The 19,903-nt window shown below is 72.0% G+C and carries 19 protein-coding genes, 1 tRNA gene and 1 riboswitch; of the genes, 5 read left to right on the forward strand and 15 right to left on the reverse strand.

Going from position 1 to position 19,903, the window contains the following annotated elements; all coding sequences use genetic code 11:
- Nucleotides 1–65: 65 nt before the first annotated feature.
- The 9 genes from FS770_RS03375 to FS770_RS03415 all read right to left on the reverse strand — a co-directional run bounded on the left by FS770_RS03375 (nucleotide 66) and on the right by FS770_RS03415 (nucleotide 10,896).
- A complete protein-coding gene (locus FS770_RS03375; protein WP_094394944.1) occupies nucleotides 66–809 on the reverse strand; it encodes an MBL fold metallo-hydrolase in 744 nt (247 codons plus the stop codon).
- Between the two features lie 157 nt (nucleotides 810–966).
- Nucleotides 967–2,112, reverse strand: a complete 1,146-nt coding sequence (gene gcvT / locus FS770_RS03380) for a glycine cleavage system aminomethyltransferase GcvT (RefSeq protein WP_145009875.1) — start codon at nucleotides 2,110–2,112, stop codon at nucleotides 967–969.
- Nucleotides 2,112–5,006, reverse strand: coding sequence for an aminomethyl-transferring glycine dehydrogenase (gcvP, locus tag FS770_RS03385; RefSeq protein ID WP_145009878.1), 2,895 nt, complete (start codon nucleotides 5,004–5,006; stop codon nucleotides 2,112–2,114). Before gcvP ends, gcvT begins: the two co-directional genes overlap by 1 nt.
- Nucleotides 5,007–5,164: 158 nt before the next feature.
- A riboswitch (glycine riboswitch) is annotated at nucleotides 5,165–5,280 on the reverse strand.
- A 173-nt stretch (nucleotides 5,281–5,453) separates the two neighbouring features.
- The gene (rplL, locus tag FS770_RS03390; protein ID WP_068468040.1) at nucleotides 5,454–5,840 is read right to left on the reverse strand and encodes a 50S ribosomal protein L7/L12; all 387 of its coding nucleotides are present in this window, start codon (nucleotides 5,838–5,840) and stop codon (nucleotides 5,454–5,456) included.
- A gap of 122 nt (nucleotides 5,841–5,962) precedes the next feature.
- Nucleotides 5,963–6,496: a 50S ribosomal protein L10 gene (gene rplJ, locus FS770_RS03395; protein WP_055085305.1), complete on the reverse strand. Its 534-nt coding sequence runs from the start codon at nucleotides 6,494–6,496 to the stop codon at nucleotides 5,963–5,965.
- Between the two features lie 299 nt (nucleotides 6,497–6,795).
- Nucleotides 6,796–7,632: a formate dehydrogenase accessory sulfurtransferase FdhD gene (fdhD, locus tag FS770_RS03400; protein ID WP_145009881.1), complete on the reverse strand. Its 837-nt coding sequence runs from the start codon at nucleotides 7,630–7,632 to the stop codon at nucleotides 6,796–6,798.
- Nucleotides 7,632–8,846, reverse strand: a complete 1,215-nt coding sequence (locus tag FS770_RS03405; protein WP_145009884.1) for a molybdenum cofactor biosynthesis protein MoaE — start codon at nucleotides 8,844–8,846, stop codon at nucleotides 7,632–7,634. The genes fdhD and FS770_RS03405 overlap by 1 nt, the downstream gene beginning before the upstream one ends.
- Nucleotides 8,843–9,304, reverse strand: coding sequence for a cyclic pyranopterin monophosphate synthase MoaC (gene moaC, locus FS770_RS03410; RefSeq protein WP_055085421.1), 462 nt, complete (start codon nucleotides 9,302–9,304; stop codon nucleotides 8,843–8,845). Before moaC ends, FS770_RS03405 begins: the two co-directional genes overlap by 4 nt.
- Nucleotides 9,305–9,402: 98 nt before the next feature.
- Nucleotides 9,403–10,896, reverse strand: coding sequence for a molybdopterin molybdotransferase MoeA (locus tag FS770_RS03415; protein WP_145009887.1), 1,494 nt, complete (start codon nucleotides 10,894–10,896; stop codon nucleotides 9,403–9,405).
- A gap of 91 nt (nucleotides 10,897–10,987) precedes the next feature.
- Between FS770_RS03415 and moaA the strand changes: the two genes are divergently transcribed.
- From moaA to FS770_RS03430, 3 genes are read left to right on the forward strand one after another with little or no spacing between them, the layout of a single operon-like run.
- On the forward strand, nucleotides 10,988–12,064 hold the full coding sequence (gene moaA, locus FS770_RS03420; RefSeq protein ID WP_055085299.1) for a GTP 3',8-cyclase MoaA: 1,077 nt from the start codon (nucleotides 10,988–10,990) through the stop codon (nucleotides 12,062–12,064).
- A gap of 3 nt (nucleotides 12,065–12,067) precedes the next feature.
- The gene (locus FS770_RS03425) at nucleotides 12,068–12,331 is read left to right on the forward strand and encodes a MoaD/ThiS family protein (protein WP_094394960.1); all 264 of its coding nucleotides are present in this window, start codon (nucleotides 12,068–12,070) and stop codon (nucleotides 12,329–12,331) included.
- A gap of 40 nt (nucleotides 12,332–12,371) precedes the next feature.
- Nucleotides 12,372–13,634 (forward strand): molybdopterin molybdotransferase MoeA, encoded by a 1,263-nt coding sequence (locus tag FS770_RS03430; protein WP_145009890.1) that lies wholly within the window; start codon nucleotides 12,372–12,374, stop codon nucleotides 13,632–13,634.
- A 222-nt stretch (nucleotides 13,635–13,856) separates the two neighbouring features.
- Here the strand turns inward: FS770_RS03430 and FS770_RS03435 are convergent, their stop codons facing one another.
- From FS770_RS03435 to FS770_RS03460, 6 genes are all read right to left on the reverse strand, one after another.
- Nucleotides 13,857–15,023, reverse strand: coding sequence for a GNAT family N-acetyltransferase (locus FS770_RS03435; RefSeq protein WP_145009893.1), 1,167 nt, complete (start codon nucleotides 15,021–15,023; stop codon nucleotides 13,857–13,859).
- 258 nt (nucleotides 15,024–15,281) lie between these two features.
- Nucleotides 15,282–15,992, reverse strand: a complete 711-nt coding sequence (gene rplA / locus FS770_RS03440; protein ID WP_145009896.1) for a 50S ribosomal protein L1 — start codon at nucleotides 15,990–15,992, stop codon at nucleotides 15,282–15,284.
- An 87-nt stretch (nucleotides 15,993–16,079) separates the two neighbouring features.
- Nucleotides 16,080–16,511 (reverse strand): 50S ribosomal protein L11, encoded by a 432-nt coding sequence (gene rplK, locus FS770_RS03445; protein ID WP_055086197.1) that lies wholly within the window; start codon nucleotides 16,509–16,511, stop codon nucleotides 16,080–16,082.
- A gap of 133 nt (nucleotides 16,512–16,644) precedes the next feature.
- Nucleotides 16,645–17,562, reverse strand: coding sequence for a transcription termination/antitermination protein NusG (gene nusG / locus FS770_RS03450; protein ID WP_144941733.1), 918 nt, complete (start codon nucleotides 17,560–17,562; stop codon nucleotides 16,645–16,647).
- Between the two features lie 46 nt (nucleotides 17,563–17,608).
- Entirely contained in the window at nucleotides 17,609–17,875 is a 267-nt protein-coding gene (secE, locus tag FS770_RS03455; RefSeq protein ID WP_055086193.1) for a preprotein translocase subunit SecE, read from the reverse strand.
- A 64-nt stretch (nucleotides 17,876–17,939) separates the two neighbouring features.
- Nucleotides 17,940–18,012, reverse strand: a tRNA-Trp gene (locus tag FS770_RS03460).
- Between the two features lie 239 nt (nucleotides 18,013–18,251).
- Here FS770_RS03460 and FS770_RS03465 point away from each other — a divergent pair.
- Both FS770_RS03465 and FS770_RS03470 read left to right on the forward strand, forming a co-directional pair.
- Entirely contained in the window at nucleotides 18,252–19,463 is a 1,212-nt protein-coding gene (locus tag FS770_RS03465; RefSeq protein ID WP_145009899.1) for a pyridoxal phosphate-dependent aminotransferase, read from the forward strand.
- A gap of 1 nt (nucleotide 19,464) precedes the next feature.
- Nucleotides 19,465–19,830 carry a hypothetical protein gene (locus FS770_RS03470; protein WP_055086191.1) on the forward strand — a complete coding sequence of 122 codons (366 nt, stop codon included), beginning with the start codon at nucleotides 19,465–19,467 and terminating at the stop codon, nucleotides 19,828–19,830.
- Nucleotides 19,831–19,903: the final 73 nt, after the last annotated feature.

A 19,903-nucleotide genomic window follows, 5' to 3' on the forward strand; every position in this document is an offset into this window, starting at 1 on the left:
CGGCGTGTTGTCCACACCCGTGCTGGACGAATGCCCGCCCGGGCCGTAAGATGCCCGGCCGCCGCTCAGGCGACGCCGTTGGCGCGGGCCTGGTACGCCGCGCGCTGCGCCCCGAGGCGCCAGGGGTCGCCGTGTCCGGGCAGCACGACCGTGGCCCGGGTGGCCGCGATCGCGTCCAGGGACGTGAGAGCCATCTGCGCATCTGCGGTGGCCGCGCCGGCCACGACCCGGGGCCCGGTGAGCCCGGTGTAGGGGTCGAGGGTCACCAGCGCGTCCCCGGAGAGCACGGCGTCCGCGTCGGGGACGTGCAGGGCGCAGTGCCCGTAGGTGTGGCCCGCGGTGAGGACGACCCGTGGACTGCCTGGAACGGGAACCGTCTGGCCCACGGCGAGGGACCGGGTGACGGTCACTCCCTTCACACCCGCTGCTCCCCCGGCGAGCATCGACACCAGCACCGGAATGGCCCGGGGGTGCCTCAGTGGGTACAGAGCCGTGGGGCTCTCGTGCGCGTAGCTGTAGGGGTGCGCCGCGAGGTGGCGCTCCCTCTGGTGGGCAAACACGGGGACGCCGAGCCGCTCCACGAGTCTGGCGGCGACACCCACGTGGTCGAAGTGCGCATGGGTGAGGACGAGGGCCCTGATCTGCTGCGGTGAGCGCCCGAGCTCGCGCACCGCGTGGCCGAGCTCGTTCCAGACGCGCGGCAGCCCCGCGTCCACGAGTGTCAGACCGCTGGAGTCCTCCAGCAGGTAGCAGTTGACGTGGTGGTTCTGGATCATGTGGATCCCTGGGGCGACGTCTCGTACGAACACGGCGTTCTCCTTCTCCCTGCGTCCGCGACGACGCACGGATGTTCTCCGCGGCCCGCAGGCCAGCCCCGGACGGGCCGGCACGTGACAGCGGGTCTACAGGAAGGCTACTCCCGGCAGACCCGCTCCTGGCACACCCCTGGGGGTCCGTTCCCTGCGCTCAGCCCCGCTTGTAGAACGGCAGCGGGGTCTGCTCCACGTCCACCGCCCGGCCGCGGACGTCCACGACGCCCACTGTTCCGGCCGCGATCTCCTCGAGCGCGTCGGTGGCAACCAGCGCCATGGCCACCGGCCTGCCGAGGGTAGGCGAAGGCAGTCCGCTGGTGACCTCGCCCACGGTGCGCTCCCCCACCACCACGGTGTAGCCGGCGCGCACGGGCTTGCGTCCTAGGCCCTGCAGCCCAATCAGGGTGCGCTGAGGTGTGGTCTCGAGCATGGCGGTGAGCGCGTCCCCGCCCACCGTGACGGTGCCCGCCTCGCCCTTCTTCCGCAGAGCAACCTCCACGAGCTTGCCGAGCCCGGCCTCCACCGGGGAGATCTCCGTGGAGAGCTCGTGGCCGTAGAGGGGCATCCCCGCCTCGAGCCGCAGGGAGTCCCGCGCGGCGAGACCCGCGGGACCGATGGGGGCGTCCTCGGTGCCCAGCCGCTCCGCGGTGGCCAGCAGCGCGCTCCACAGCTGCGGGGCGTGCTCGTTGTCGCAGTAGAGCTCGAAGCCGTCCTCACCGGTGTACCCGGTACGGGCGGCGAGCACAGGCACCCCCGCACACTCGGCCGGGACGCACGCGTAGTACTTCAGCGCAGCGACGCCCTGTGCGGGGGTCAGCTCGGTGGCCTCGAGCACCTCCAGGGCGCGCGGGCCCTGGACCGCGATCAGCGAGGTCCCTGGACCGCGGTCAGTGACGACGACGTCGAATCCCTCGGCGCGCTCCTGCAGAGCCCGCACCACGGTCTCCTGGTTCCCGGCGTTCGGCACCACGAGGTACCGCTCCTCCCCCAGCCGGTAGGTGATCAGGTCGTCCAGGATCCTGCCCTGCTCGTCCACGATCAGGGAGTACTTGGCCCGGCCGGACCCGACGCCCGAGAGCACCCCCACGAGCGCGTGGTCCAGGAACTCCCCCGTCTGGGGACCGGTGACCTCCACCTCCCCCATGTGGGAGAGGTCGAAGATCCCGGCCCCGCGGCGCACGGCGTGGTGCTCGGCGGTGTCGCTCGCGTAGCGCACGGGCATCGACCAGCCGCCGAAGTCGGTGAACCTGGCCCCCAGCTCCTCGTGGGCCTCATGCAGTGCGGTGTGCCGCTCGCTCATCACTTCTCCTGTTCCGCTGCCGCGCTGTAGGCGGCGTCGAAGGCCTCGATGGGCGGGCACTCGCACACGAGGTTGCGGTCACCGGCGGCGTTGTCCACGCGGCCCACCGGAGGCCAGTACTTGACCCGGCGCAGGGACGGGACCGGGTAGGCGGCCTGCGAGCGCGGGTAGGCGCGCTCCCACTCGTCCGCCGTGAGCACCTGAGCGGTGTGCGGGGCGTGGCGGACTGCGGAGTCCTCGAGGGCGATCTCCCCGTCCGCGATCTGCTGCATCTCCGCGTGGATGGTGCGCATAGCCGTGATGAAACGGTCCAGCTCCGCGAGGCCCTCCGACTCGGTGGGCTCCACCATGAGCGTGCCCGCCACCGGGAACGCCAGGGTGGGGGCGTGGAAGCCGAAGTCGACGAGCCGCTTGCAGACGTCCTCGGCGGTGACGCCCGAGGCCTTGGTCATGGGACGCAGGTCCAGGATGCACTCGTGGGCCACGAACCCGCCGTCCCCGGTGTAGAGGGTGGGGAAGACGTCCGAGAGCTGCCGTGAGATGTAGTTGGCGCCCAGCACGGCGGTGCGCGAGGACTCGGTGAGCCCCTGCGCCCCGGTCATGGCGATGTACATCCAGGTGATGGGCAGCACGCCCGCCGAACCGTGGGGTGCCTCGGCCACGGGGAAGCCTGCACCGCGCTCGTCCAGGTCCGCGTCCGCCGGGTTGCCGGGGAGATAGGGCACCAGGTGCTCGGCCACGGCCACGGGGCCCACTCCGGGTCCGCCGCCGCCGTGGGGGATGCAGAACGTCTTGTGCAGGTTCAGATGGGAGACGTCCCCGCCGAAGCGCCCGGGGCGCGCGAGGCCCATCAGCGCGTTCAGGTTGGCGCCGTCCACGTAGACCTGACCGCCGGCGTCGTGCACCGCCGCGCACACCTGCGTGATGTCCGTGTCGTACACGCCGTGGGTGGAGGGGTAGGTGACCATGATGCCCGCGAGCTCGTCCCCCACGGACTCGATCTTGGCCGCGAGGTCCCCCTGGTCGATCGTGCCGTCCGCCGCCGTGGCCACCACCACGACCTTCAGGTCTGCGAGCACCGCAGAGGCCGCGTTCGTGCCGTGCGCGGAGGACGGGATCAGGATGGTCTTGCGCTGGTGCTCGCCGCGGTCCACCTGGTAGCGGCGGATGGCGAGCAGCCCCGCAAGCTCGCCCTGGGAGCCGGCGTTCGGCTGCACGGAGACCGCCGCGTAGCCGGTGATCTCCGCGAGCCAGGACTGCAGCTGGTCGATCAGCTCGCTCCAGCCCCTGGTCTGGTCCTCGGGGGCGAGCGGGTGGATGCTCGCGAACTCGGGCCACGAGATGGGCTCCATCTCCGCGGCGGCGTTGAGCTTCATGGTGCACGAGCCCAGCGGGATCATGGTGCGATCCAGGGCCAGGTCCTTGTCCGAGAGCTCGCGCAGCCAGCGCATCAGTGAGGTCTCGGAGCGGTGCGTGTGGAACACCGGGTGGGTCATGTACTCGTCCGTGCGCAGCCACTTGGCCGGAAGGTCGTAGGTCGAGACGTCCTCGGTCGCGGCGGCGTCGGCCGCGCCGCAGGCCTCGGAGACCGCGGTCAGGACGTCCTCGACGTCGCGCTCGGTGTGGGGCTCGCCGAAGCTCGCACCCACGGTGTCCTGGTCCACGCGGCGCAGGTTGATCCCGCGGTCCGCGGCGGCGGCGACCACGCCGTCCGCGCGCCCGGGTACCGAGAAGGTGACGGTGTCGAAGAAGCGGTCGTGGACGACGTCGACCCCCCGCGCCCGCAGCCCGGCGGCCAGGCTCGCGGCGAGGCCGTGCAGCCGCAGCGCGAGGGCGCGCAGGGCGTCCGGGCCGTGGTGCACTGCGTACGCGGCGGCCACGATGGCCAGCAGCGCCTGGGCGGTGCAGATGTTGGAGGTGGCCTTCTCGCGTCGGATGTGCTGCTCGCGGGTCTGCAGCGCGAGGCGGTAGGCCGGGGCACCCGAGGAATCCGTGGAGACGCCCACGATGCGGCCGGGCAGCGAACGCTCGGTGCCCTTGCGGGACGCCATGAACGCCGCGTGGGGACCGCCGAAGAACAGGGGCACGCCGAATCGCTGGGCGGAGCCGACGGCGATGTCCGCTCCGGTCTCCCCGGGGCTGCGCAGCATGGTCAGGGCCAGCAGGTCCGTGCTCACGGTGACGAGGGCGCCGGCCTCGTGCGCGGCGTCGACGACGGCGGTGGTGTCCAGGACGTCCCCGTCCGCGCCGATCTGCGCGACGACCACGCCGAAGTACTCGCCGTCCGCCAGCGCGCGGGCGACCTCCTGGGGATCGCCCAGGTCCGCCGTGACCAGCTCGATCCCCGCGGCCCGGGTGCGGCCCGTGAGGACGGCCAGGGTCTGCGGCAGGGAACGGGAGTCCACGAGCACCCGCGTGCTCTTGGAACGGCGGTTGGCGCGGCGCATCATCAGCACCGCCTCGGCCACGGCCGAGGACTCGTCCAGCAGGGAGGCGTTGGCCACGTCCATGCCGGTGAGGTCGATCACCGCGTTCTGGAACGTGAGCAGCAGCTCCAGGCGGCCCTGGGAGATCTCCGGCTGGTACGGGGTGTAGGAGGTGTAGAAGCCCGGGTTCTCCAGGATGTTGCGGCGGATCGCGGCGGGCGTGACCGTCTCGTGGTAGCCCTGTCCGATCAGCTGGCGCATCACGGTGTTGCGCGCGGCGACCCGGCGCAGGGCGGCCAGGGCCTCCGGCTCGTCGAGGGGCTCCGGAAGGGCCAGCGTGTCCCGGAAGCGGATGCTCTCCGGAACGGCGCGGTCGATCAGCTGGTCGAGGTCCTCCGCGCCCACGGCGCGGAGCATGGTGGCGAGGTCATCGGCGTCCGGACCGATGTGGCGTGACAGGAAGGACATGCAAAGTCTCCTGGGCTGCTCGTGGGCACGGTGGCCCTGCGTGTCCTCCCCGCTCTGTTCCACAACCTGAGAGTTTTCGCCGACGCGCGGTACTGCGCGCACGCCGACCTGCCCCGACGGCGTCCGCGACCACGCGGGTCACGGACTCTCCAGAGTGGCCTGGGGCGGCGGTACGGGTGCCTGAGAGGTTCCCGGGGAGGGTTTGCTCCTTCGGCGATGGCGCCGCCGCGGACCTCCCAGCCCCCGACCCGCCATGCTCTCCCGCCGCACCGTGGCGGCCAGATGGTCAGGGCCAGTTTCGCACATCACACCGAGGACGGGCGCCACCGCGACGGGCGCCCCCGGGCACGACAGAACCCCGCACCGTGCGGTGCGGGGTTCTGGAGTGGTGCGAGGTGGCGTCCGAGGACGCTCACGCTGCGCGGGTGGCGCCTGGGGCGCCGGGAATCACTTGACGGTGACGGTGGCGCCGGCGCCCTCGAGGGACTCCTTGGCCTTGTCAGCGGCTTCCTTGGTGGCGCCTTCCAGCACGGCCTTGGGAGCGGAGTCCACGAGGTCCTTGGCTTCCTTCAGGCCCAGCGAGGTCAGCCCGCGGACCTCCTTGATGACCTGGATCTTCTTGTCACCGGCGGACTCGAGGATGACGTCGAACTCGGTCTTCTCCTCCTCGGCGGCACCGGCGTCACCGGCGGCGGGAGCGGCACCGGCCACGGCCACGGGGGCGGCAGCGGTGACGTCGAAGGTCTCCTCGAACGCCTTCACGAACTCGGAGAGCTCGATGAGGGACAGTTCCTTGAAGGCCTCGATGAGTTCTTCGGTGGTCAGCTTAGCCATGGTATTGGCTCCTTACTTGTACGTGGTGCCGGCGCTGGTGGCCCCGGCGAGGTGTGCGTGGTGAGAAGAACACGGGCGCTTTCCCGGGGGTGAACCCGGGGCCCGGTGGATCCCCGAGGGAATCAGGCGGCGTTCTCGCCCTGTTCGTCCAGCTTGGCCCGCAGCGCGTCCGCGGTGCGGACGGTCTTGGACAGCGGGGCCTGGAACAGCGCGGCAGCCTTGGACAGTGATGCCTTGGCGGCACCGGCGACCTTGGCGAGCAGGACCTCGCGGGACTCGAGGTCCGCGAGCTTCTCGATCTCGGTCTCGTCCATCGCGACGCCGTCCAGGTAACCGCCCTTGACGACCAGCTGGGGGTTGTCCTTGGCGAAGTCACGCAGGCTCTTGGCTGCCTCGACGGCGTCACCGGAGACGAACGCGATGGCCGAGGGGCCGATGAGCTGGCCCTCGAACGCGTCGATCCCGGATTCGCGCGCCGCGATGGCGGTGAGCGTGTTCTTCACCACGGCGTATTCGGCGTTCTCACCGAGAGAGCGACGCAGCGTCTTCAGCTGAGCCACGGTGAGCCCGCGGTACTCCGTCAGGACAGCAGCGTGCGAGTTGGAGAACAGCGTCTTCAACTCTGCAACCGCGGCAGCCTTTTCAGGATTCGCCATGGTGCTCCTTCCTTACATGTGGATGCCGGCTCCGCGCGCCCCGAGGGATGGCACGACAAAAGCCCCGCGCAGATGCCCGGGGCTCGACCACGTCCGATCGTCCACGCGTGAGCATGGTAGGTCCGGATGAAGGATTCGTGCTGGTTCACCTGCGCTGGACGGATCCCGTCTCCGGGAACCTCTTCGACCACGCGCACCGAGGCGCGCATGATGACCGGCGGTCTTTGGTGGTTTCACAGTACCCCAGGCACGCGGAGCGGACCAAATGCCCGGCGGACGGGAGCGACGACGCGGCGGGGTCAGTCCCCGGTGATCCGCTCCGGGTGGGTGTAGACGTTGCACGTGCCGCGGCGGTTGAACCCCACGACCGTCACCCCCCGCTGCCGGCCGTGCTCCACCGCGAGCGCCGAGGGCGCGCTGACGGCCGAGAGCACGGGGATCCCGGCCATGGCCGCCTTGCTCACGAGCTCGAAGGAGCCCCGCGCGGAAACCTGCAGCACCGTGTCCCCCAGCGGCAGCAGCTCGCGCTGCACCGCCCAGCCGATCACCTTGTCCACCGCGTTGTGCCGCCCCACGTCCTCGCGCACCACGAGCGGTTCGCCCCCGGCCGCGGGGAAGAGGGCCGCGGCGTGCACCCCTCCGGTTGCGTCGAAGACCCGCTGGTGCTCCCGCAGCTCGTCCGGCAGCGCCACGATCCGCGCGGCCGCCACGAGAGGGAGCGACGGGGCCACGGGGTGCGCGGAGGGTTTGAGCACGCTGTCCAGCGAGGGCGTCCCGCAGACGCCGCACGAGGAGGATGTGAAGACCTGCCGCTGCTCCCCCCGCTGCGGGCCGGGGGCATCCGGGGCGAGGCGGACGTCCACCACGTTGTAGGTGCGGTGCCCGTCCTGGTCCACGCCTGAGCGGTAGTCCATCTTCACCACGTGGGAGATCCGCGTGATGACGGCCTCGCTCAGCAGCAGCCCGGTGACGAGCTCGAAGTCGTCCCCGGGGGTGCGCATGGTCACGGTGAACTGTTCACCGTTCAGCCGGACCTCCAGGGGCTCCTCCCCCGCGAGCCGGTCCGGTCCGGCGGCGACCTCGCCGTGGGCGTCGAACGTGCGGACCCGGGCGGGCACGATGATCCGGGCAGCCATCAGTCGTCCAGACCCACCCATGCGTGGGCGCCGTCTCGGAAGCTCTCGCGCTTCCAGATGGGAACCGACTCCTTGATCCGGTCCACCACGTCCGCGCATGCCTCGAAGGCCTCCCGACGGTGCGCGGCGGCCACGGCCACCTCCAGGGCGCTGTCCCCTACGGCGAGCGCGCCGATCCTGTGGGCGGCCCACACGCGCGTGCCGGGGTGCGCCGCGGCGGCCAGGGCGACGACGTCGCGCAGCACCTCCTGCGCCGTGGGGTGCGCCGTGTACTCCAGGCCCGTGACGCCCGTGCGCCCGCCGTCGTGGTCCCTGATCACGCCGCTGAAGCCGACCACGGCGCCGCAGGCCGGATCGGCGACGGCGCGCTGGGCCTTCTCCGCGTCGAGCGGGTCCGCCGTCAATGCCGAGAGCACGACGACGCCCGCTGCCGTTCCCTGTTCGGCGGCCGGGGTGCCGGTGGCGGCTGCGCTGGTGACGCCCGCGCTCGTCGCCGCAGGCCCGGAGGACGCGGTGCTGGGGGGCGCGGTGTTGAGGGACGCGGTGTCGAGGGAGGGGGCGCGGTCGCTGGCCGCCCCATCACCCGCCGCTTCCGAGGCCTGCCCGGCGGGGACGATCTCGTCCGCGGACTGCGCCACGCGGCGGTCCTCTCCGTGACCGTGGACGTCCTCGAGCTGGGCGCTGATGTGGTCCAGCAGCGGGTCCAGCACGGCCATGCCGTCCTTGACGCCGCCGCGCGAGCCCGGGAGGTTGACCACGAACGTCTGGCCCACCGTGCCGGCCACGCCGCGGCTCATCACGGCGGTGGGGGTCTTCTCGAGCCCCTTGCTCCACAGCGCGTGCATGATCCCCGGGGTCTCCCGCTCCACCACCCGGGCGGTCGCCTCCGGGGTGACGTCGTCCAGGTTCAAGCCCGTGCCGCCGGAGGTGATGACGAAGCGCGACGCGTCCGCGCTGGCCGAGTCCGCGGTGAGCTCGCGCAGGGTCGCGAGGACGTCGGGACCGTCCGGGAGCACCCGCACCGCGACGTCGACGCCGCGGCGTTCGAGCCACGCGGCCAGCAGCGGCCCGCAGCGGTCCTGCGCGGTCCCCGCCGCGGCGGACGTGGAGACGATGAGCACCACGGCCCGCCGCCCCTGGAGGTGGAAGTCGCCGTCCTCGTGCCGGTGGGGAGGGCGCTCGCTGCCCACGTGTGCTCGTGCCTGCTCGCTCACTGCCTGCTCCAGTCGCCGCTCTTGCCGCCGGACTTGGCGAGCACCCGGGTGTCGGTGATCGTGGCCGCCTTGTCCACCGCCTTGATCATGTCGTACAGCGTCAGCGCCGCAACGCTCGCGGCGGTCAGCGCCTCCATCTCCACACCGGTCACCCCGCGGGTCCGCACGGTCGCCTCGATGATCACGCGGTCCCCGCCCGGCGTGAGGTCCACGCTCACCCTGCTCAGCGGCAGGGGGTGGCACAGGGGCACGAGGTCCGGGGTGCGCTTCGCGGCCATGATTCCCGCGACGCGCGCCACCGCGAGGGCGTCCCCCTTGGGCAGCTCCCCGGTGCTCAGCAGGTCGACGACGTCCGGGCGGGTCACCAGCACGGCCTGCGCCGTGGCCTCCCGGGACGTCACCGCCTTGTCCGTGACGTCCACCATGTGGGCCGTGCCGTCCTCGCGGACGTGGGTCAGCCGCTGCTGCCCGCCACTCTCCTGCTCTGCCTCCGTGGGAGCCTGGTCAGTGCCGTGCTGAGGGTCGTGTCGGGGGTTGTGCTGGGGGTCGTTCTCGCTCACTCGTCGTCTCCTTCGTCCTTCTCGTCTGCTCGTCGCGTGGTGTCGTGGTCCAGCCCGGGGCTCGCGCACCGGGCGCGTGGTCTCGTCGTGTCCCCGCCAGGCTCGCACGGCTCGCCCGCACCGCCCAGCGCGAGGACGCCTCCCGCCACGGGCAGCACGGCCACCGCGGCTCCGGCGGGCAGGGGCGCTTCCCCGTGCGGGATGCGCACCAGGACGTCCGCGCGCGCGGCGGCCGTGAGCAGGTGCGAGGACGCCCCGCCCACGAGGGCGACGCGAGCCGACCCGGCGTCGTCGTGACCCATCACGCGGCCCCGCCGCAGCTGGGTGCGTGCCGGGAGGGGCTGGACTTCCTCGGTGAGCACCGCCGTGCCCCAGCGCGGTGCCTCGCAGCAGCCCCAGACCGCCGCGAGCGCGTCACGCAGCAGGACCTCGCACGAGACCCACGTGCTCACGGGATTGCCCGGCACGCACACCACGGGAGTCCCGCGGAAGACGGCGTGGCCCTGGGGACCGCCCGGCTGCACGGCCACGTGGCCGAACCACGCGTCCTCGCCGTGTGCTTCGAGCCCCTGGCGCACCACCTCGAAGGCCCCGGCGCTGATGCCGCCGCTCGTGACCACGAGGTCCGGGCGCAACGAGCGGACGGCCTCCTCCAAGCGCTCCACGAACAGCGCGGGGTCGTCGCTGACCCGCAGGCACGCGACGTCCTCCGCGCCCGCCTCGCGCAGCCACGCGTCCAGCAGCGGACCGTTCGCGTCGTAGAGGGTCCCCGGTTTCAGCTCGGCGCCGGCGGGGACCACCTCGTCCCCGCCGCTGAGCGCGAGCACGCGCGGACCGCGGCGCACGAGCACCGTGGCGTCCGCGACGAGCCCCAGGGCGGCGCACGCTCCGATCGCGGCCACGCCGAGCCGGGTGCCCGCGGGCAGCGCCACGGCTCCCCGGGCGACGTCGCTGCCCACCGGGCGCACGAAGGTCCCCTCGGCCGTGGTGTCCGCCAGCGCGGCCGGAACCGTGATGGTGGGGGTGTCGAACCGCGGCGGGTCCACCCTCTCCACGGGGAGCACCGCGTCCGCGCCCTCGGGAATCACGGCACCCGTCATCACCGCGGTCGCCGTGCCCGGTTCGTGGTGCACGGGCCCCGCGCCGGCGGCCCGCGTGCCGTGGACGGGCAGGGTCACGGAGCCGCCGCCCTCGATCCCAGACCCGGCCGCGGTGCCGTTCCCGCGCGCGGTCCCAGCACCGGGCTCGGTCCCGTCCCCAGGTGCCGTCCCGCTCTCAGGCGTGGCGGCGAGGTCCGCGACCCGCACGGCGAAGCCGTCCATCTGGGAGTTCGTGTGCGGGGGCAGGTCCAGGGGCGCCAGGAGGTCCTCGGCGAGCACCCGGCCGGCCGCCTGCGCGAGCGGCAGCGCCACGGCGTCGTCGCCCGGGCCGTGCGTCCGGGCGAGCAGAGCGCGCAGGGCGCGCTGGTGGGATTCGATGCTGCGGGCCATGCCTCCAGGGTAGCCACCCACCGCACGGCCGCCTCCGCCCACACCGCCCGGGCCCGGCCGACCCGTTGGACAGCCCTCCTACACTGGGAGCATGTCCGTCTTCCTCGGTAGTCCCCAGGTCCTTCCCACGCGCGGGGTGCCCACGCAGGGTCCGCTGACGGACCGCTTCGGGCGCACCGCCACGGACCTGCGGATCTCCCTCACCGACAAGTGCAACCTGCGCTGCACGTACTGCATGCCCGCCGAGGGGATGCAGTGGCTGCCGCGGGAGTCGTTGCTCAGCGCCTCGGAGGTGGTGCGTCTCGCGGCCATCGCCGTGCGCGAGTTCGGGGTCCGCGAGATCCGCCTCACCGGTGGTGAGCCCCTCATCCGCCCGGACCTCGAGGAGCTCGTGGGCGCGCTGCACGAACGCCTGCCGGGACTGCCCATCTCCATGACCAGCAACGGCATCGGGCTGGCCGCTCGCGCGCAGGGCCTCGTGGACGCCGGGATGACCCGCGTGAACGTCTCCCTCGACACCCTGTGCGCGGAGACCTACCGGACTCTGGCGCGCCGGGGAAAGCTCACCGAGGCCCTGGCCGGTGTGGCCGGGGCGCAGCAGGCGGGGATGAGCCCCGTGAAGCTCAACGCCGTGCTGATGCGCGGCATCAACGACCACGAGGCACCCGAGCTGCTGCGCTGGGCGCTCGAGAACTCGTGCGACCTGCGGTTCATCGAGCAGATGCCCCTGGACGCGGACCACGGGTGGACGCGCACGGACATGGTGACCGCCGCCGAGATCCGGGAGCGTCTCGCCACGCAGTTCGACCTCTCCGAGGACACCGCGCCCCGCGCCGGCGCCCCGGCGGAGAAGTACCTCGTGCGGGCGCTCGGGGGCGGGCCCGTGCTGGGGACGGTGGGGATCATCGCCTCGGTCACCGAGCCGTTCTGCGAGGACTGCACCCGCACGCGCATCACCGCCGAGGGCCACGTGCGCTCGTGCCTGTTCTCCCACCACGAGACCGACCTCATGCACCTGCTGCGCGAGGGCGCGTCCGACGACGCCGTGGCCCAGCGCTGGCGCGAGGCCATGTGGGTCAAGCCGCGCGCCCACGGCATGGACCACACCGGTCTGGACTCCGGGGACTACGTGCAGCCGGACCGCAGCATGAGCGCGATCGGGGGCTGAGCCGTGCTGGTCCGCTACTTCGCCGCCGCCGCAGCCGCCGCCGGGGTTCCCGAGGAGCACGTGGCCTCGCACACCGCCGTCACCCGGGACGAGCTGCAGCAGCTGCTCGTGTCCCTGCACCCCGTCCCGCCCGCAGGGGAGCCCGCGCTCGCGCAGGTGCTGCCGCGCTGCTCGTGGCTCGTGGACTCGGTGGCCGCCCGCGATCCCCAGGCCCCGGTCTCCCCCGGTGCCACCGTGGACGTGCTGCCACCCTTCGCGGGGGGATGAGAACGGGCCCGCCGACAGTCCCCCGAGAAGAGAGCCCCCGATGACACCTCCGCCGAATCCCCCGTGGGCGCAGGAGCTCCACACCCTGCACCACGCCTCCCGGGAGGCCGCCACGGCCCACGCGCACCGCACGGGGGCGGCCCTTGCCACGTCCCGTGGTGAGGCGGTCTGCCGGGACCTTCCGCTCGACCAGGCCCCGGGGCGGGTCCTCGCCCGCGACGTCCAGGCCGTGTGCGCCGTGCCGCACTACGCCTCCAGCGCGATGGACGGCTACGCCGTGAACGGCGAGGGCCCCTGGCGCCTGGTCGGGGACCGCGCCGCCCATGAGACGGAGGGGTCCGCACCCCTGCCGAGCGCCGCGTCCGCCGGGGCGCTGGAGCCGGGGACCGCCGTCGTCGTCGTCACCGGGGGCGTGATCCCCGAGGGCGCCACCACCGTGGTGCGCGAGGAGTACGCGCGGAGTGACGGGGAGCTCGTGGCGCTCGCCGACGACGCCCCGCGCTCCGAGCTCGCGGGCCGTCATGTGCGCCCGGCCGGAACGGAGTGCGCGGAGGGCGAGACGATCCTCACCGCGGGCACCGTGCTCTCCCCCGCGCACGCCGCCTTCGCCGCGGTGGCCGGGCTGGACGCTCTGCCCCTGCGCGGCGCTCCGCGCGTGGCCCTGCTGCTCACCGGCTCCGAGGTCCTGAGTCACGGCGTTCCCGGCCCGGGCCGCGTGCGGGACGCCTTCAGCATGTCCCTGCCGCACGTGGTGCGCGGCCTGGGCGGGGAGGTGGGGGAGATCCGTCGCGCGCCCGACGACGCCGCGGCCCTCGAGACGGCCCTGCGGGAGCTGGGCGCCGAGCACGACCTCGTGGTCACCACGGGCGGCACCTCGCGATCGCGGGCCGATCTGGTCCGGCCGCTCCTCGAACGGCGCACGCGGCTGCTCGTGGACCAGCTCGACATGCAGCCCGGTCACCCGACCCTGCTCGCGGCCGCGGAGCGCGCGGCGGTGCTCGCGCTGCCCGGCAATCCCCTGGGGGCGGTCGTAGCGATGACGGCGCTCGGCGGCGCGTTCACGGCCGGTTTCCTCGGCCGCGCACCCGCGGCGGGCGTGCCGGTCACCGCCGGGGCAGACATCACCGGCGGCCGCGCGGAGCGGCTCGTGCCCGCGCGTGCGGAGGACGGCGGCTGGCTGCCGTGCCGGTCCGTGGGCTCCAACATGCTGCGCGGCCTCAGCGCCGCTGACGGGCTGCTGTGCGTGCCGCGCGGCGGACTGTCTGCGGGTGGCACGACGACGGCGCTGCCGCTGCCCTGGTGAGTGCCGCGCCCGAGGCGGTGCCTGGGCAGGCACGGCCTCGACGACTGCCACCCGGTGAGTGCTGGCCGGGCCGGGGCTGCTCGGATGGGGGCTACTCGGGCGGGGACTGCTCCGGTGGGTGCCGTCTCGGCGAGTGCTGACCGGTGGGTGCGACCTGGGCCGCACTGCCCTGACGAGGCACGGCCCGGTGAGGCTGCGGCGTCGTGACCCTCAGCGCGCCGGTCAGACGATGCTGAAGTCCTGCTCCCAGATGGCCGACTGGCCGGCGTCGCGGAAGCCGAGACGGGCGTTGACCCAGTTCATGCGGTCGTTGCCGCTGTGGGTCCACGAGTAGACCGTGCTGACCTCCGGGGCCACCACCGCCAGCTGCTCGAGGTTCGCGAGCTTGAGACGCATGCCCAGCCGGTGGCCGCGGTGCTCGCGCACCACCAGCGTCTCGTCCTGCAGGGCGAGGGCGGGCTGGTGCTGGGCCAGGATCAGCTCGGTCATGCCCACGAGCTCACCCGTGCGCACGTCCTCCACGACCGCCATGAGGGAGCGGTCGCCGTCCTCCTGGCGCAGCTGCTCGGTGCGGCGCACCCGCTGCCCGTCCCACGGATCGGGATCGGTCACCAGGGGGCGCACGAACGAGTCGGTGGGGATCTTCGCGTGCAGCCGGGCAAGCGGCTCCAGCAGCTTCTCCGGGGCCTCCCCCACCCACGTGTGCATGCGGTAGTGGTCCGCGAAGGGGGTGTCCGCCAGGGAGTCGTGCAGCCGGTCCAGCCGGTCCCCAGCCAGTGGGACGGGCAGCAGGGCGAAGCTGCTCACGGTACGCAGCTCGTAGCCGGCGTGCTGGGCGAAGCGGGTCTGGCGGTGGCTCGCCGGCAGCCGGCCGGAACCGTCCGCGGCCTCAAGCCACTGCACGGGCCCGGCGGTCTCCACACCGCCGTCCGTGGTGCCGTCCACGCTGCCGTCCCCTGGGCCCTGGGGATCCCGCGCCTCGGAGGCAGGGTGCTCCGTCACGAGGCGCAGGAAACGGCGGGATTCACCGTGCGCCAGCTGCTCGGCAGCACCGAGCAGGCCCCGGCCGATGCCCTCCGAGGTCTCCTCAGGGTCCACGTGGACCACGATCTGGGCCATGTCCGTGTCCTCGAGCAGCGGCATGCGCACCTCTGCACGGCCCACCAGGCGGTCGCCCAGGTACGCGCACAGGATGTTGACCCGCTCGTAGGGATCCTTGAGGTCGCGGAAGATGTCCTGCGCGTCGTTGCTCAGCTGGCTGGTCCCCCAGACGTGCTCTCGGCACGACTGCACCAGGGAGGCGAGGCCGCCGAGGGTGTGCCTGGCGTCGTCGTCGAAGGCATCGGGGATGCGCAGCAGCTCGATGCGTACGGGTGACGGGTGCGTCACAGTGCTCTCCTTCACTGCCGTTCTCGAGCCCGAACGGCACCGCGGCAACGGATCTGCACGGACTCCGGCCTCAAGTACATCACGATTGCCCGGGCATCCCCGGGTGCCGGGCGGGATCGCCAGGGGGCGCCCAGGTGCCCGGGACGACACTCGGCGCGGCTCCCGGACATGGAAACAGGGCCCGACCTGGGACGGCACGGGCCCTGCTGCCACGATCGGAAGGGGTGGGCGCCGATTGGGCGCCCACCCCTCACCGGATCACGCCTGGGGGATCACCTCGGTGGCGTTCGGGTCCACGGGCACGCCCGGACCGAACGTGGTGGCCACGGTGGCCTTGGTGATGTAGCGGCCCTTGGAGGCGGAGGGCTTCAGACGAAACACCTCCTCCAGGGCGGCCGCGTAGTTCTCGGCGAGCTTCTGCGCGTCGAACGACGCCTTGCCGATGATGAAGTGCAGGTTCGAGTGCTTGTCGACGCGGAAGTCGATCTTGCCGCCCTTGATGTCGTTGACGGCCTTCGTGACGTCCATGGTCACGGTGCCCGTCTTCGGGTTCGGCATCAGATTGCGGGGACCCAGGATCTTGCCCAGGCGACCAACCTTGCCCATCATGTCCGGGGTGGCCACGGCGGCGTCGAAGTCCGTCCAGCCGCCCTGGATCTTGGCGATGAGGTCGTCGGAGCCCACGAAGTCCGCACCGGCCGCCTCGGCCGCAGCGGCCTTGTCGCCCGTGGCGAAGACGACCACGCGGGCAGTCTTGCCAGTGCCGTTGGGCAGGTTCACCGTGCCGCGGACCATCTGGTCCGCCTTGCGGGGATCCACGCCCAGGCGCATGGCCACCTCGACGGTGGGGTCCGACTTGCTGCCTTCGGCCAGTTCCTTGGCCAGGGCGACCGCCTCGGCGGGGGCGTAGAACTTGCCCGCCTCGATCTTCTCGGCAGCTGCCCGGTATGCCTTGCTGCGCTTTGCCATCTGCTTCTTCTCCTTGTGCAGTTGTGGTCTGCGGACCGCGCTCGGCCCTGCCACGAATGTCTACGTGCTGGTGAGTCCGGAAGGGACTCAGTTGACCTCGATGCCCATGGAACGGGCGGTGCCGGCGATGATCTTCGCCGCGGCGTCGATGTCGTTGGCGTTGAGGTCTTCCTTCTTGGTCTCGGCGATCTCACGGACCTGGTCCATGGTGATCTTGCCGACCTTCGTGGTGTGCGGGACACCGGAGCCCTTGGGCACGCCGGCAGCCTTCTTGATCAGCTGGGCGGCCGGAGGGGTCTTGGTGACGAAGGTGAAGGAGCGGTCCTCGTAGACCGTGATCTCCACGGGCACGATGTTGCCGCGCTGGGATTCCGTGGCCGCGTTGTAGGCCTTGCAGAACTCCATGATGTTGACGCCGTGCTGGCCGAGCGCGGGACCCACGGGAGGAGCCGGGTTGGCGGCACCCGCCTGGATCTGCAGCTTGATGAGGCCTGCGACCTTCTTCTTCTTGGGAGCCATGTGATGGTCCTCTTTCTGGCTGTGCGTACCGCCGCACAGGAGCGTACGACGGCGGGTGGTCGCCGTGGCGCGGCGACCGGACGGAAGTGCCCCGGACCAAAGCGCATCCGGGGAGATCCGAAGTCTGTGGCGACTAGATCTTGGTGACCTGGTCGAAGCCGAGGGTCACGGGGGTCTCGCGCTCGAAGATGGAGACCAGCACCACGAGCTGCTGGGATTCCACCTTGATCTCGGAGATCGTGGCGGGCAGCGTCTCGAACGGGCCCTCCTTCACGATCACCGACTCGCCGACCTCGAAGTCCACCGTGATCTGCGGGGCGGCGCCGCCCTGGGCACCGGACGCGGAGCCGGCGGTCTCGCCGACGCCCTTGGCCTTCTCGGGGGTCTCGAACGTGGGCGCGAGCATGTCGAAGACCTCGTCCAGACGCAGCGGCGCCGGGTTGTACGCGTCCTGGCCCACGAAGCCGGTGACACCCGGGGTGTGGCGGACCGCGCCCCAGGAGGCGTCCGTGAGGTTCATGCGCACGAGCACGTAGCCGGGGATCCGCACGCGGCGCACGGTCTTGCGCTGCGAGTTCTTGATCTCCACGACCTCCTCCATGGGCACCTCGATCTGGAAGATGTCCTCTTCCATGTTGAGGGACTGGATGCGGGTCTCGAGGTTCGTCTTCACGCGGTTCTCGTAGCCGGCGTAGGTGTGGATGACGAACCAGTCGCCCTCCTGGCGGCGCAGCTTGGCCTTGAACTCGGCCACCGGGTCCACGTCGTCCTCGACGGTCTCCTCGGTGACCTCCACCGTCTCGGTGGGAACGGCCACGGGCTCCACGGCGCCCTCGGCGACGTCGAGGTCCGCCTCCTGGACGGACTGCTCGGCAGTGGGCTCCGGGGCCGTGGTGTCCTCGGCCTCCGGGGTGGCGTCCTGGACGTCGTCCGTTCCGGCGGTCTCCGCCGCGCTCACGCTCTCCGTCGACTCGTCCTGCGCAGCGTCAGCCGAGGGGGCGTCGGACTGTGCGGGCTGAGTGGCGTCGTTCTCGAGCTCGTGATCGCTCACTGGGGATTCCTGCTTTCTGTGGACGTCTGTGAAGTGCTGGAGGGGGTCACTGGGCCTGGGTGCCGTTACCGAAGAGCCAGATGGCCACCTGGCCGAAGCCGAGGTCCAGCAGGGAGATCAGCACCATCATGAATGCCACGAAGACCAGGACCACCAGGACGTAGTTGACCAGTTCACGCCGGGTGGGCGTGACGACCTTCTTGAGCTCTCCCACGACCTGCCGGAAGAACAGCCAGATCCTGCCGAAGAATCCGCGCCTGCGGTCCGCATCGGTGGGCTGGCCAGGGGTCTGTCCCGTGGCGGTGTGCGACATCGGCTCTCCCCTGCGTGAAGCAGCTGCTCGGCGGTGGTGTGTGTGCCGTGGATAGGTCGTGAAGCAGGGCAGACAGGACTCGAACCTGCAACCTGCGGTTTTGGAGACCGCTGCGCTACCAATTGCGCCACTGCCCTTCAGTGCCCGCACCGCGAGTGCCTCGCTGCTCGGAACACGGTGCCTGAGCCTATCACCGGGGCGTTCGCCCGAGCGACGGTCCCGCGCGGAAATGACCGCACGGGTGGCGGCACCAACCAGTCATGCTACGCGCACGCCCCGTTCCGTGCAAAGCCGGAGGTGGGCGACCTAGAGTGGAGGCAGCGTCCGGGTCCGGCACCGCGGCCCGACATCCAGCCAGCCAGGAGAGTTGATCACCATGTCACCATCGCAGCAGCGGATCTCGCGCCGGATCGGGGCGATCGCCGAGTCCGCGACCCTCGCCGTGGACGCCAAGGCCAAGGCGCTGAAGGCGCAGGGACGGCCGGTGATCGGCTTCGGCGCCGGCGAGCCGGACTTCTCCACTCCGGACGACATCGTGGACGCGGCGGCCCAGGCGCTGCGGGAGCCCGCGAACTTCCGCTACTCCCCCGCTGCCGGTCAGCCGAAGCTGCGCGCGGCGATCGCGCGCGCCACCGCCCGGGACAGCGGCTGGGAGGTCGAAGACTCGCAGGTGCTGGTGACCAACGGCGGCAAGCAGGCGGTCTACCAGGCGTTCCAGACCGTCGTCGACGACGGCGACGACGTCCTGCTGCCCGCTCCCTACTGGACCACCTACCCGGAGGCGATCCGGCTGGCCGGGGGCAACCCGGTGGAGGTCTTCGCGGGTGCTGAGAGCGACTACAAGGTCACGCCCGAGCAGCTGGAGCAGGCGTGGACGCCGCGCACCAAGGCGCTGCTGTTCTGCTCCCCGTCCAACCCCACCGGCTCCGTGTACACCGCGGAGGAGACCCGGGCGATCGGCGAGTGGGCCGCCGCCAAGGGCATCTTCGTGATCAGCGACGAGATCTACCAGCACCTGACCTACGACGGCGTGGAGTTCGTCTCCATGGCCCAGGCCGTGCCCGAGCTGCACGAGAACCTGATCCTGCTCAACGGCGTGGCCAAGACCTATGCGATGACCGGGTGGCGCGTGGGCTGGCTCGTGGGGCCCAAGGACGTGGTGAGGGCCGCGACCAACCTGCAGTCCCACCTGTCCTCCAACGTCAACAACGTGGCGCAGGCCGCCGCCCTGGCCGCCCTGGAGGGGCCCATGGACCAGGTGGAGGCCATGCGCGAGGCCTTCGACCGGCGTCGTCGCACCATCGTGGACGGGCTCAACGCCATCGACGGCGTGAACTGCCCCGTGCCCACCGGCGCGTTCTACGCGTACCCGGACGTCACCGCGCTGCTGGGGCGCGAGTTCGACGGCGTCACCCCGCAGACCTCCGCCGAGCTCGCGGAGCTGATCCTCGAGAAGGCGGAGGTGGCCGTGGTCCCCGGCGAGGCCTTCGGACCGTCCGGCTACCTGCGCCTGTCCTACGCCCTGGGCGACGACGACCTCGCCGAGGGACTCGCCCGACTGCAGAACTTCCTGGGAGGGAACAACTGAGATGAGCACCACCGACACCCTGAAGAACCTCGACGCCGCGCTGCCCTCGCCGGTGGCCGTGCCGAGCTCCGTTCTCGTGGCCGCCGGGCTGATCGGCGGCTACGGCGTGGCCCGCCTGACCAAGGTCCGCTCGCTGGGCGGCGTGGCGCTGCTCGCGTGCGGCGTGGCCGCGGGGCGCACGTGGCTGGCCTCCGCCGGACCGGCGACCACCGCGGGGCTCTCCACCCTGTACATCGCGGGCTTCGGGCTCTCCCACCCGCTCGCCAAGAAGATGGGCGCGTGGCCGTCCGTCCTGGCCGTCACCGCCGTGAACGCGGGGGCCTCCTGGGCACTGGTGGACCGGCACAACTTCGCCGACGCCGCCTGAGCGGCTCCCCTGCGCGACAAGGCCGTGGGCCCCACCGGACGGTGGGGCCCACGGCCTTGTTCATGCCACATCG

The sequence above is a fragment of the Kocuria salsicia genome, assembly GCF_007681555.1.
GTDB classification, from domain to species: domain Bacteria; phylum Actinomycetota; class Actinomycetes; order Actinomycetales; family Micrococcaceae; genus Kocuria; species Kocuria salsicia.

Bases quoted from the DNA above. Each gene is read 5' to 3' on its own strand.
- FS770_RS03470 (WP_055086191.1), top strand. From the start codon at position 19,465: ATGAGCACCACCGACACCCTGAAGAACCTCGACGCCGCGCTGCCCTCG.
- gcvP (WP_145009878.1), bottom strand. From the start codon at position 5,006: ATGTCCTTCCTGTCACGCCACATCGGTCCGGACGCCGATGACCTCGCC.
- secE (WP_055086193.1), bottom strand. From the start codon at position 17,875: ATGTCGCACACCGCCACGGGACAGACCCCTGGCCAGCCCACCGATGCG.
- FS770_RS03465 (WP_145009899.1), top strand. From the start codon at position 18,252: ATGTCACCATCGCAGCAGCGGATCTCGCGCCGGATCGGGGCGATCGCC.
- FS770_RS03430 (WP_145009890.1), top strand. From the start codon at position 12,372: ATGACACCTCCGCCGAATCCCCCGTGGGCGCAGGAGCTCCACACCCTG.
- rplL (WP_068468040.1), bottom strand. From the start codon at position 5,840: ATGGCTAAGCTGACCACCGAAGAACTCATCGAGGCCTTCAAGGAACTG.
- rplK (WP_055086197.1), bottom strand. From the start codon at position 16,511: ATGGCTCCCAAGAAGAAGAAGGTCGCAGGCCTCATCAAGCTGCAGATC.
- FS770_RS03415 (WP_145009887.1), bottom strand. From the start codon at position 10,896: ATGGCCCGCAGCATCGAATCCCACCAGCGCGCCCTGCGCGCTCTGCTC.
- gcvT (WP_145009875.1), bottom strand. From the start codon at position 2,112: ATGAGCGAGCGGCACACCGCACTGCATGAGGCCCACGAGGAGCTGGGG.
- moaA (WP_055085299.1), top strand. From the start codon at position 10,988: ATGTCCGTCTTCCTCGGTAGTCCCCAGGTCCTTCCCACGCGCGGGGTG.
- rplA (WP_145009896.1), bottom strand. From the start codon at position 15,992: ATGGCAAAGCGCAGCAAGGCATACCGGGCAGCTGCCGAGAAGATCGAG.
- fdhD (WP_145009881.1), bottom strand. From the start codon at position 7,632: ATGGCTGCCCGGATCATCGTGCCCGCCCGGGTCCGCACGTTCGACGCC.
- rplJ (WP_055085305.1), bottom strand. From the start codon at position 6,496: ATGGCGAATCCTGAAAAGGCTGCCGCGGTTGCAGAGTTGAAGACGCTG.